This window comes from Deltaproteobacteria bacterium (assembly GCA_003194485.1).
Classification (GTDB): domain Bacteria; phylum Desulfobacterota; class Dissulfuribacteria; order Dissulfuribacterales; family UBA3076; genus UBA3076.
Window position 1 is genome coordinate 88,535 of the sequence record PQXD01000005.1, and the last position, 11,592, is coordinate 100,126.

14 protein-coding genes, 2 tRNA genes, 1 other RNA gene and 1 pseudogene are annotated in these 11,592 nt (G+C 49.5%); 16 read left to right on the forward strand and 2 right to left on the reverse strand.

Going from position 1 to position 11,592, the window contains the following annotated elements:
- Window positions 1–357 precede the first annotated feature (357 nt).
- Window positions 358–645 (reverse strand): hypothetical protein, encoded by a 288-nt coding sequence (locus C4B57_04290; GenBank protein ID PXF55143.1) that lies wholly within the window; start codon window positions 643–645, stop codon window positions 358–360.
- A gap of 3 nt (window positions 646–648) precedes the next feature.
- Here C4B57_04290 and cbiQ point away from each other — a divergent pair, with 3 nt between their 5' ends.
- The 15 genes and pseudogenes from cbiQ (at window position 649) to C4B57_04365 (ending at window position 10,668) form a co-directional block, all read left to right on the forward strand.
- On the forward strand, window positions 649–1,410 hold the full coding sequence (cbiQ, locus tag C4B57_04295; protein PXF55144.1) for a cobalt ECF transporter T component CbiQ: 762 nt from the start codon (window positions 649–651) through the stop codon (window positions 1,408–1,410).
- Window positions 1,401–2,072, forward strand: coding sequence for an ABC transporter ATP-binding protein (locus tag C4B57_04300; protein PXF55145.1), 672 nt, complete (start codon window positions 1,401–1,403; stop codon window positions 2,070–2,072). Before cbiQ ends, C4B57_04300 begins: the two co-directional genes overlap by 10 nt.
- Window positions 2,073–2,113: 41 nt before the next feature.
- The gene (locus C4B57_04305; GenBank protein ID PXF55210.1) at window positions 2,114–2,569 is read left to right on the forward strand and encodes a tRNA adenosine(34) deaminase TadA; all 456 of its coding nucleotides are present in this window, start codon (window positions 2,114–2,116) and stop codon (window positions 2,567–2,569) included.
- A 141-nt stretch (window positions 2,570–2,710) separates the two neighbouring features.
- Window positions 2,711–2,804: transfer RNA gene (locus tag C4B57_04310), tRNA-Ser, on the forward strand.
- Window positions 2,805–3,059: 255 nt separating this feature from the next.
- Window positions 3,060–3,152, forward strand: a tRNA-Ser gene (locus C4B57_04315).
- 31 nt (window positions 3,153–3,183) lie between these two features.
- Window positions 3,184–3,282: signal recognition particle sRNA small type (gene ffs / locus C4B57_04320), an RNA gene on the forward strand.
- Window positions 3,283–3,313: 31 nt separating this feature from the next.
- On the forward strand, window positions 3,314–4,942 hold the full coding sequence (locus tag C4B57_04325; GenBank protein ID PXF55146.1) for a hypothetical protein: 1,629 nt from the start codon (window positions 3,314–3,316) through the stop codon (window positions 4,940–4,942).
- A gap of 19 nt (window positions 4,943–4,961) precedes the next feature.
- A complete protein-coding gene (locus C4B57_04330) occupies window positions 4,962–5,276 on the forward strand; it encodes a YbaB/EbfC family nucleoid-associated protein (GenBank protein ID PXF55147.1) in 315 nt (104 codons plus the stop codon).
- A gap of 1 nt (window position 5,277) precedes the next feature.
- A complete protein-coding gene (locus tag C4B57_04335; GenBank protein PXF55148.1) occupies window positions 5,278–5,886 on the forward strand; it encodes a recombination protein RecR in 609 nt (202 codons plus the stop codon).
- Window positions 5,887–6,081: 195 nt separating this feature from the next.
- The gene (locus C4B57_04340; protein PXF55149.1) at window positions 6,082–6,519 is read left to right on the forward strand and encodes a 50S ribosomal protein L13; all 438 of its coding nucleotides are present in this window, start codon (window positions 6,082–6,084) and stop codon (window positions 6,517–6,519) included.
- Window positions 6,520–6,542: 23 nt separating this feature from the next.
- Entirely contained in the window at window positions 6,543–6,935 is a 393-nt protein-coding gene (locus C4B57_04345) for a 30S ribosomal protein S9 (protein ID PXF55150.1), read from the forward strand.
- A 141-nt stretch (window positions 6,936–7,076) separates the two neighbouring features.
- Complete coding sequence (locus C4B57_04350; GenBank protein ID PXF55151.1) at window positions 7,077–8,117, forward strand: N-acetyl-gamma-glutamyl-phosphate reductase; 1,041 nt, start codon at window positions 7,077–7,079, stop codon at window positions 8,115–8,117.
- 3 nt (window positions 8,118–8,120) lie between these two features.
- Window positions 8,121–8,939 (forward strand): tRNA pseudouridine(38-40) synthase TruA, encoded by an 819-nt coding sequence (locus tag C4B57_04355; protein ID PXF55152.1) that lies wholly within the window; start codon window positions 8,121–8,123, stop codon window positions 8,937–8,939.
- A gap of 25 nt (window positions 8,940–8,964) precedes the next feature.
- On the forward strand, window positions 8,965–10,176 hold the full coding sequence (locus C4B57_04360) for an aspartate aminotransferase (protein PXF55153.1): 1,212 nt from the start codon (window positions 8,965–8,967) through the stop codon (window positions 10,174–10,176).
- Between the two features lie 150 nt (window positions 10,177–10,326).
- A pseudogene (locus C4B57_04365) lies at window positions 10,327–10,668 on the forward strand (IS5/IS1182 family transposase).
- Here C4B57_04365 and C4B57_04370 read toward each other — a convergent pair.
- Complete coding sequence (locus tag C4B57_04370; GenBank protein ID PXF55154.1) at window positions 10,665–10,868, reverse strand: hypothetical protein; 204 nt, start codon at window positions 10,866–10,868, stop codon at window positions 10,665–10,667. The pseudogene C4B57_04365 and the gene C4B57_04370 sit on opposite strands and share 4 nt — an antisense overlap.
- A gap of 27 nt (window positions 10,869–10,895) precedes the next feature.
- On the opposite strand from C4B57_04370, the gene C4B57_04375 reads away from it, so the two are divergent.
- Complete coding sequence (locus C4B57_04375; GenBank protein ID PXF55155.1) at window positions 10,896–11,525, forward strand: hypothetical protein; 630 nt, start codon at window positions 10,896–10,898, stop codon at window positions 11,523–11,525.
- The last annotated feature ends 67 nt before the right edge of the window (window positions 11,526–11,592 follow it).

Below are 11,592 nucleotides of genomic sequence, written 5' to 3' on the forward strand. Positions count from 1 at the left end.
CCTATGAGGTTTTCATTCTCTGCGGTCGTAATGTTCTTATGCCAACCGGAGTTCCTGAAAGGATCACCAAAGAAGATATATTACAAAAGTACAGTGTTCAGCTGGAATGATTTTATTCCTGAACTTTACTGCTCTTTCCTGAAATTCTCCCTCCACCTTTTTTGAGTACTGCTGTTGTCAGAGACAATCTGCCAGCCTCGTTGTTCGAATTTTATACCCCATAAATAATCTGCGCTGTTGCCGTCTCAATCCTGGCTATGGTGGTATTTTTACCCATAGCTTGAGAAAAGACGATCACAGCTTGCCTCTGAAGGCTCAAAAGAGCCTCCTGTGCTGCGTCACAAAATTCGCCTGCGCTTATATGAAATATCCAGTGATCTCTTTCTTTAATTGACGAAACTGCTCAAGCCTGATAATCTCTCTGTCATCCATACTGAAGCCTCCTGTTTGAGATTTTATTTGGTTGGTGCCTATATATATCTTAACAGGAGGTTTCTTTTTTGGTAGTCTATTTCTTTTCTGATATATATGATATGCTTTTGAGGTATATTCTCTATCTGAGTTAATATATAACGTGGTTGCAGGGCTCGGATATATTGCCGGGCTGATGGGTCTGGCAGTATATTTCACCCATAGAAGGCGCAAAAAATGACCTGCGAACGTTTTGCCTCAGGAGACTCCTCACTCCATTCCGCAGATCCCAGAATAAAGATACTTCTCGCCGGAGTATACGCCATTGTAACAGTAGGGCTTGAAAGTCTGGAAGGGCAGATCCTTGCCTTTTTGGGCGGCCTGCTCCTGGTAACGGCCGCCCGCCTCTCTTCAAAGGAAGTATTTCGTCGTCTGTTTGCGGTCAATCTCTTTGTCATGATATTGTGGCTTATACTTCCCTGGACAACACCAGGGACCGGCCTTATCAACTTGGGCCCCGTTGTAATTACATCTGAGGGTCTTGACCTCGCTCTGTCAATAAGCCTTAAATGCAATGCAATAATACTGGCAAATCTGGCCCTGCTTTCGACATCGACCATATTTTCACTGGCCCATGCCCTGGCACATCTCCGGGTTCCATCCAAGATGGTTCAACTTTTCTTTTTCTCCTGGAGGTACTTTCACGTTATTGATTCTGAATTCCATCGCATGAAACATGCCATCAAGCTCCGAGGATTTGAACCCAGGTCCAACATGCATACCTATCGAACTTATGCCTATCTCATCGGGACCCTGTTCATCAAAAGCCTTGAAAGGGGCGAGAGGGTTTACAAGGCAATGTTGTGTCGCGGCTTCGACGGCACTTTCTGGCTGCTTTCGCATTTTCGCTTCCATGGCAGAGATCTTTTCCTGGCTGGCCTTATCTCTGCATATCTTTTTCTCATCATTGGGGTTGAGTGGTTAAATCCATGCCGCTGATAGATCTTGATGGGATATCCTTTCAATACCCAAATGGAAACAGGGTACTGGAAGGACTCAGCTTATGCCTGGAAAAGGGTGATAAAATCGGACTCTTAGGAGAAAACGGTACTGGTAAGACAACTTTATTCCACATAATCCTGGGCCTTCTCAAGCCTGACAGAGGTGAAATATATATATTCGGGAAAAGGCGCAAAACAGAGCAGGACTTCAAGGAAATCCGTCGAGCAATCGGCTTGCTCTTCCAGGATTCTGATGACCAGCTCTTCTGCCCGAGCGTGATAGAAGACGTAGCCTTTGGGCCATTAAATATGGAAATGAGCCATAAGGAGGCAACAGAAAGGGCGGAGCAGACACTGGAAGAGCTTGGGATATCCCATCTCAGAAACCGGGTTCCGTATCAACTCTCAGGCGGGGAAAAGCGGCTTGTCTCAATGGCGACCATATTGTCCATGAGGCCTGAGGTCCTTTTGTTGGATGAGCCTACGACCGGTCTTGACGAAAAGACCGCGGATCGCCTCATTTCGGTGCTGCAGAACTATCCGGGAAAGGCCTGGATGATGATCTCGCAGATTCCGTCTGTAATACAAGTATTGACTGATAAGTGTTATAAAATGAATGGCGGAAAAGTGGATCTGGTCTCAAGTGCAAAGTTGGCATGATCATTTTTTGCCGGCTGCAGAGGCTTGGACTTTCAACTGTTATGCTTGATGATGCGAAATACATGGAACTGGCCCTTGAGCAGGCCAGGAGGGCAGCCAGGCATGGTGAGGTGCCTGTGGGCGCAGTGCTTGTTGATAAAAAGGGCCAAATACTGGCCAGGGCCTGCAACATGTCCTTAAGACAGTGCGACCCTACGGCTCATGCCGAGATTCTGGTCTTGAGGCAAGGGGCCGAAAGATTCGGCAGCTACAGGCTGACTGACACCACGCTGTATGTTACAATAGAACCTTGCCCCATGTGTGCAGGGGCCATGGTCCTTGCCCGGATCGGGCGGCTGGCGTATGGTGCCGAAGATCCCAAGGCCGGTGCCTGCGGCACGCTTTATAACATTGTTCAAGATCCAAGGCTGAACCACCGCCTTGAGGTAAGCCGTGGCATACTCGCAGAGGATTGCCGGTTGCTGATCCAGACCTTCTTTCAGAAAAAGCGCAAGTAGAAATTTAAATTATGACTATTGAGTTAGCTCCGCTTCGATATATAGTCTTTGATTATTGGGTAATCATCCAATAATCCGTTACAATTAGCATATGATGCGGAGCTAACTCAATAGTCATAATTTAAAATTCATCCAGGTCGCGGAGAGGTACCGAAGCGGTCATAACGGGGGCGACTCGAAATCGTCTGTACGCCCAAAAGGTGTACCGTGGGTTCGAATCCCACCCTCTCCGCCAAGGGTTTTGGTTATTTGAATAGGGATAAATCAATATTTCCGGGGAGTGAGGCGTACTTGGCGTACGCTTGCAGTGACGAAGAAATTGAAGCAACGCCGCAGATGGGGTATTTTCAGCGTAATCAATGTTGACTTGCCAAGGCTCACAATGGTATATCGGGCTTATCATCTATGAAGAGCCATGGCTGTGAAGCAATGCGGAGCCAACACTTTATACTCATTGCAGTAGGCAGCCTGGAAATGAATAATTACATGTGGAGAGGTGCCCGAGAGGCCGAAGGGGCCCGACTGGAAATCGTGTGTACGCCCAAAAGGTGTACCGTGGGTTCGAATCCCACCCTCTCCGCCAGATATTTTATTTAAAAACATAACAAATTGATAGCCGGGTCCTGCGCAACAAAACCCTGCGAACCCCGCCAGGTCCGGAAGGAAGCAACGGCAGTAGGGCCCTTTGTGTGTCGCAGGGGTGCCTGGCTATCATTTTTTCCAGAGAGATACTCAGCTCAGTCCATGTCTTATTTAGTCCTTGCCAGAAAATGGCGTCCTCAGACATTCGAAGAGGTAATTGGCCAGGTACACGTAACCAGGACCCTTCAAAATGCCTTAAGAAACGACTGTCTTGCCCATGCCCTGCTCTTCAGCGGGCCCAGAGGAGTCGGCAAGACTTCCGTGGCCAGGATACTGGCAAAGGCCGTGAATTGCGAATCCGGTCCGGCCCCTGATCCATGTAACAGGTGTGGGGTGTGCAGGGAAATAACTGCCGGATCTTCTGTTGACGTACAGGAGATAGACGGAGCATCTAACCGTGGTATTGATGAAATCCGCCAGCTAAGGGAAAATATATTATTTCGTCCAACCCGGTGCAGACACAGGATCTACATCATCGACGAAGTACACATGCTGACAAAAGAGGCCTTTAACGCCCTTTTGAAGACCCTGGAGGAGCCCCCGTCCCATGTGTACTTCATATTTGCAACCACTGAACCCCAAAAGATTCCGGCCACCATAAATTCGAGGTGCCAGCACTATGAATTCCGCAGATTGGCTACGGCAGAGCTGGCTAACCACCTGGGTAAGATAGTTCGGGCAGAGGGCATGGGGCTCCGGGAGGATGCAACGCTTTTGCTGGCAAGAGAGGCTGAGGGCAGCGTAAGGGACAGCCTGAGCCTTCTCGATCAGGTGGCTGCCTATGGTGCGACTTCTTTGAAAGAGGTCTGCGAGGTCCTTGGTGTTGTGGAAATCCAGGTGCTCAAGGAGCTTGCTGTTGCCATACTTGAAGGCGATATGGTCAAGGCCCTCGGACCCATTAACGAAATCTATGGTTTTGGTGGGGACATCCAGAAATTTACTGCAGACCTGGTGGTATTTTTCAGGCACCTGGTGGTGTTGAAAAATCTTGGTCCCGAGAGCGCAGCGACTTTGATGGACTTGAGCAGGGAAGATATAGATGAGCTTTCTTCTGTCATTTCAAAATATGCTGCCCATAGCCTTTTTCAGATACTGGATGCCCTGATAAAGGGGCATGAGGCGGTATACAGGAGCACTACCCCCAGGCTTTCCCTTGAAATACTGGTGATCCGGCTGTGCAGCATGAAAGAGGTCGTGGCCATAGATGATCTCATGGGAAAAGTAGATAAACTTTTATCTTCGGCACGAATCGGGAAAGGGGATTTTTTCAAAAGACCTCTGAAAGAAATAGCCGCATCTCCTAAAAACGATTCTGTTGCCCGGACGGCCAAAATATGTAATCCAGAGATATGGAGTGATTTTGTAGATTTTGTTAAAGGGCAAAAGCCCTTCCTCGGGTCGTTGCTGGTCTGTTGCGAAGGGATCGATACAGACGGCAACGGGGATCGTATCCAGCTGAAGTGCCGGCCAGGTATGCAGCATGACCTGCTCTGCGAAGCAGACCATCAGCAACGGCTGAGGGAGTTGGCGAAGAAATTCTTCGGCCGCGCTATCGATGTCGTAGTGGAAGATGCCTGCGACGCAGATTATGATGATGCCGGAGGGGCTGGGAAGCCCGGTAACCTGCGGCGGGACGAACTTATTCAATCCTCACTGGTCCAGGAGGCTATCAAGGTCTTTCACGCACGGATTTCCGACGTGAAAGTCTTTTCCAATAAAGGACGGAAGTAATCTAAAAAGGAGCTATATAATGCAGCCAAATATCAAGGAAATGATGAGGCAGGCCCAACGCCTCCAGGCCAAGATTGGACAACTCCAAAGTGAACTGGCCACAAGGGAAATAGAGGCCTCTGCAGGAGGCGGGATGGTTAAGGCCGTTGCCAATGGAAAGCCGGAAATAGTATCAATAACCATTGAAAAAGAGGTTGTAGACCCTGAAGATGTAGAAATGCTGCAAGATCTTGTAATGGCAGCGGTAAATGAGGCACTGGCCCGGTCCAAAGAGATGGTGGAAGGAGAAATGGCAAAGCTGACAGGCGGCCTCAAGTTGCCCGGAATGTCCTGATATTGAAATGTCCTCCGCCTTTCCGCCTGCACTTAGCAGGCTTATTAAGAACCTGGAAAGACTTCCGGGAGTCGGTGAAAAGACCGCCACACGCTTTGCCCTCCAGATATTGAGGTGGCCAAGGGCCCAGGCCCAGGAACTGGTAAGATCCGTCGCAGAACTCCACGACAAGATAGGATTATGCTCTGTTTGTTTTACTTTTTCCGAGCAGGATCCATGCCCCGTTTGTGCCAACCCCAAAAGGGATGCCTCTATAGTCTGTGTAGTGGAAGACCCCGGAGACCTGCTGGCCCTGGAAAAGGCCGGGGCCTTCAGGGGACGCTACCATGTGCTGCACGGGGTCCTTGCACCCATGGAAGGGATAGGACCGGATCAGCTGAAGATAAAAGAACTCCTCGAACGTATACAGAAAGAAGATATAAGAGAAGTTATAATTGCAATGAGCAGCACCGTTGCCGGAGAGGCCACTTCAGCATTTCTGGCTGAAGGCCTGAAAAAGTACGGCGTACAGGTTACCCGGATCGCCTGCGGCATACCTATGGGCATGGATCTGAAATATGCAGATAAAATGACATTGCAAAAAGCCCTGGAGGCCAGAATCAGCTTTTGAGCCGTAACTGCTCACACAGAATTTACAGACAAAGTCGTCTACGAGACGAAAGAAGTCAAAGACACTGAAAGCTCCACGGAGGTGAGGAGGAGATATCCTTTTTTTACCCTTGACAATCGTCTCCATTTCTTTTAGATGTCCAATGCCTCTCATTGAGGTCAACCCTCTTTTTGGTCAGAAATTGGAGTTTATTGTATGACAACGCCTCTTCCAAAGGTGAATGAAATTGAACGTAAATGGTATGTAGTAGATGCCAGTGATAAGGTTCTGGGACGCCTGGCAACTCAAATAGCCACGCGACTGAGGGGTAAGCACAAACCTGTTTTCACTCCTCATCTGGATACCGGTGATTTTATTATAGTAGTGAATGCTGACAAGATCAGGCTTACCGGGGAAAAGCTGGACAGGAAATCATATTACAGGCATTCAGGCTATCTTGGAAATCTGAAGACCACTACTGCCCGCAAATTATTGAAGACGAAGCCGGAAAGCGTAATTCGACTGGCGGTTAAACGCATGCTGCCCAAAAACCGCTTGGGACGCAGCCAGCTCAAGAAACTCAAAATCTACGCCGGCCCACAGCATCCACACCAGGCCCAGGTTCCCGAACAACTCCAGCTCAACAGCTACTGATGACTCCTTAGGATACCGGAAATATGGAACAGACACGCTATTATGCCACCGGCAAGAGAAAGACCGCTAGGGCCCGTGTATGGATATCCCCTGGCGAAGGCAGGATGACAGCCAACGGAAAGCCCTTTGATGAGTACTTTGATGTAGATACCGCTCGTCTCATTGCGGAGCAGCCCTTTGTTGTTACGAATACGGTCGGCAAGTACGATGTCATGATCAAGGTCAAGGGCGGCGGGAAAAGCGGCCAGTCCGAGGCGGTCCGGCACAGTATAGCACGTGCACTCATTCAGGCCGATGAAGGATATCGAATTCCCTTAAAGAAGGCCGGTTTCCTTACCAGAGATGCCAGGGAGAAAGAACGCAAGAAGTACGGACTGGCAGGAGCCAGAAAGCGTTACCAGTACTCCAAGCGTTAGAGAATGCCGAATGGAAGATGGAAATCTTTTTTGTAAACGCTTACAGTTCGGTGGGTTGCGGTAAAACGGTGTAACTCCGTGAATGGCTACTCTTTTTAATGGGAAGGGTCTCCTTCCCTTTTTTTATGAAGCATTAAGACGATGTTACGCGTAGCAATAGTGGGAGGGTCTGGTTATACTGGGATTGAACTCCTGCGTATCCTGAAGCTCCATCCGCAGGCAGACGTTGTTGCAGTGACCTCGCGAAAATATGCAGGCCATCCTGTAGGGGAGGTCTTCCCCTCACTGCATGGCTACGATGGCCTTCTCTTCACAGAGCCAGATGTCAAGTACCTGACCAGATCTGCCGAATGGATATTTACAGCAGTCCCGCACAAGGCTGCCATGTCGGTTGTTCCGCAATTTCTTGAGGCAGGATTGAGAGTCGTAGATCTCTCCGCTGATTTTCGCCTGAGGGATAGCCGGACCTATGAAACCTGGTATCATCAGGCCCATGCTGCCCCTGAACAGCTTGATAGGGCAGTATACGGACTGCCTGAAATCTACAGAAAAGATATTGCACATGCGCAACTTGTAGCAAATCCCGGCTGCTACCCGACCGGTGCGATCCTTCCTCTTGCCCCCTTGCTTCATTCGGGAATAGTCAGCCCCAAGGGAATAATAGCGGACTCTAAATCCGGAGCAAGCGGGGCTGGCCGAAGCCCCTCCCCGGGGACCATTTACTGTGAAGTCAATGAGTCACTCAAGGCCTATAAAGTGGCTGAGCACCGTCACATGCCTGAAATAGAACAAGAACTTTCCATAGCAGCAGGCAGACCCGTGGCCGTCACCTTCACCCCGCATCTGGTCCCCATGACCCGGGGCATCCTCACCACGATCTATGCCCGGCTTACCCGGGAAGTATCCACTGGCAAAGTCCTCGTTGCCATAAAAGATTTCTATGAAGATTCTCCTTTTGTGCGCGTATTCCCTGAGGGCGCTTTCCCCGACGTATCCTATGTGAGGGGGAGCAATTTTTGCGATATTGGAGCAAGAGTAGACGGACATACCAATACACTCATACTTATATCCGCCATAGATAATCTGGTAAAAGGCGCCTCAGGACAGGCTGTCCAGAACCTCAATATAATGGCCGGGCTGGACGAATCCCTCGGTCTGGACACGGTGCCTCTTTATCCTTAGATCATGGGCTCTTCAGGCCGATCCCGTCTTCCATTGAGAAACATAAAGCTCACCATCCAATACAACGGAACAAGATATCACGGCTGGCAAAGGCAAGTCGGTCAAATAAGCATCCAAGGAGTCATCGAAGCCGCCCTGGAGAAGATGACAGGTGAGCAGGTCTGCCTGATCGGCTCCGGAAGAACCGATACAGGGGTGCACGCCCTGGCCCAGGTAGCAAATTTTCATACTGATTCAAAAATACCCCTTGAAGGATTTCTGAAAGGCCTGAACAGTCTATTGCCTGAGGATATAGGCATATTGGCCACATCCGAGGCTTCCCCTGACTTTCACTCAACCAGGGCCTCGATCTGTAAAATATACTGTTATCACATTCTGGTTTCGGATACCAGGTCTCCCTTTTGGAATGAGAGGGCATGGCTGCTAAACCGGTCTCTGGACCTTTCTTCCATGGAAACGGCGCTCCCACCTCTCATAGGGACCCATGACTTCAGTGCCTTCAAGGCCAGCGGGAGCAATGCAAAGACAGGTATCCGCACCATATACTCCTGTGAAATCAAACCGATGACCCGGGGAATATTCCCTCCGTCCGGAGGCCTGCACTATATGTTTACTATTGCCGCTGACGGGTTCCTTCGTTATATGGTGCGAAACATTGCAGGGCTTTTGGTTCAAATCGGTCTTGGAAAGAGACCTCATGAAGATATGGCCGATGTGCTTGCCTCTAAGGACCGTTCTTCAGCCGGTCCCACTGCCCCGCCACAGGGTCTGTATCTGAAGCGGGTCTTATACGATGAATCCGAAATACCGTTCAATTATTAATGATCGACGAGAGGAGTAACAGCAGATGTCCTGGACATTCCCACTTGCAGAACGTGTACGAAATCTCAAGCCGTCACCCACACTTGCGATAGACACAAAGGCCAAGACCCTTAAGGCACAGGGGGTCGATATTGTGAATCTGTCAGCAGGAGAACCGGATTTTGACACTCCCGAGCATATAAAAGAGGCTGCCATAAAGGCCATCAAGGACGGATTCACAAAATATACGCCGGTAGGCGGTATTCCTGAGCTGAAGGAGGCCATAGCGGCCAAATTTGAACAGGACTATAAACTGATATACAGGCCTGAGCAGATCATGGTCTCAACCGGTGGAAAACAGGTCCTGTACAATGTGGCTCAGGCCGTTTTGGATCCTGGAGACGAAGTCATAATTCCGGTGCCATACTGGGTCTCTTATCCTGCAATAGTAGAGCTTGCAGGAGGCAACGTCAAGTTCCTTCCGTGTGACCCTTACAGGGATTTTGCACTGGACTTTGCGGTACTGGGCTCCTTGATAACATCCAGGACCAGGGCCATGATCCTGAACAGTCCCTCAAACCCCACTGGTGCGGTCTATAGTAGAGACGACCTCAAGACCGTAGCTGAGCTGGCGGTTGAACACGATTTTGTAATAATCACCGACGACATCTATGACCGGATCCGCTTTGACGACAAAGGCCCGGAGAATATTGCCTCTGTACTCCCTGAGGCGCAGGATCACGTGGTAGTGGTAAACGGTGTCTCAAAGACGTATGCCATGACCGGCTGGCGCATAGGCTATCTCGCAGGTCCGGAGGCTGTAGTAAAGGCGGCAACCAAGATACAGAGCCAGAGTACTTCCAATCCCAACTCGATAGCTCAAAAGGCCGCCCTGGCCGCACTGACCGGCCCCCAGGACGGGGTAATGAGGATGAAAGAGGCCTTTTTCGAGAGAAAAAACTACATTATGGAAAGACTCAGGGCCATTCAGGGGATATCGTGTGTAGAACCCAAAGGGGCCTTTTACGTATTCCCGGATCTCTCATTTTATTATGGGAAAGAGGCATCAGGCAAAGAAATCAATAATTCGCTGGACATGGCCGAATATCTGTTGGAAAATGCCCAGATTGCCGGGGTGCCGGGCGTTGCCTTTGGAGACGACCGCTTCATGCGATTCTCCTATGCCACGGACTTAGATATAATCCGGGAGGGGATGGACAGGCTGGAGGCGGCATTAGGCGAGCTTGTCTCAAAATAGCCCGGAGGTAGCCGATCATAGTATATGCCGGACTGGTCTGAACATATCTTCAGGATCGAGGCTCTCCCCTTGGAAATCCTCAAGTTCCGGGGGGAGAGCCTCATGGGCATAATTGTCCACCAGGCCAGGGCCGTTGCCCAGTTCCTGAGACAGGAGGCCTATGTTGATCAGGGTTATCGAGGGCACAATTACACAGGTAAAGGGGTCAAAGTTCATGTGGACAAATCTCGCAGAGGCCGGATAGCCAGGAGTCTGTGGAGATGGATGAAACGCAGAGCAGCCATAGAGCCCGGCATTGGTCATCTGAAACATGAACACAGGATGGACAAAAATCGTCTCAAAGGAGTACTTGGAGACTGTATAAATGCCATACTGTCAGCAGCCGGGATGAATTTCCACAAGCTGCTGCTCTGGCTGGCAGCCTTTTTGCGCCAAATTTACATGGAGCTATTGGCTGGCCCACAAGCTGTTGCTCAGAGACAATCTGCTTAAAAATGGCCTTTTTTAGCGTCGACTAAATAGAAAGATATTTTTTTATTCAACACGATTTCAAGCAATTGCCTTAGTGTCTCCTCGTGTCGTGATTTATTCTTATCCGGCTCTTCGGCGTTTCCTGTGGATTTGAATGATGTAAGATTCAAATCCACAGGAAACAGATAGGAGAGTATTAAGATGAATGAATCCGACGTCATTTCATTGGGATTGGGCATCAAGCCACTATGGAGGATAATAGGCCAGGTTCTGGATACAGACGTAGAGCCCAATTGAAAATAAGGATCAAGGCTGACAGGGGGTCTGAATTTCCATGTCTAGTTTGTGGACGTATGTGTAAGGCCCATGATTTTCAAGAAAAGACATGGAGGCATCTGAATTTCTTTCAGCACCATTGCTACATCACAGCATCAGTTCCAAGGACCAATTGTCCTGAGCATGGGGTCAAGATGGTCAAGGTGCCTTGGGCTCATAAGGGTACCCGGTTCACCATGTTGTTTGAGCAGGCAGCCATGGTTTTGGTTCGGGAGATGCCGGTAGCCGCAGCCTCTAGGATAATGGGTATAAACGACAAAAGGCTATGGCGGATCGTTTTCCACTATGTAAACAAGGCCATGTCGAGACTGGACCTTAGCCAGGTTCAGGGCATAGGGATAGACGAGACATCTTCTGGCAAGGGCCACCGTTATGTCACGATATTCATAGACCTTGACCGCAAGGACAGGCCGGTTCTTTTTGTCACAGAGGGCAAGGGAAGGGAGACCATAGAAGCCTTCAAGAAATATCTGTGCGCGGCATGGGGGACATCCTATCTTACCCCTGTCAAGTTAAAATATTTCTTTTTTAAAAACAGCTAGTTGAACATTTAGGTACCTATAAGGCGCAAGTTCCCTGCTGGGCCTGTAACAGCTCCATAAAAGGGTC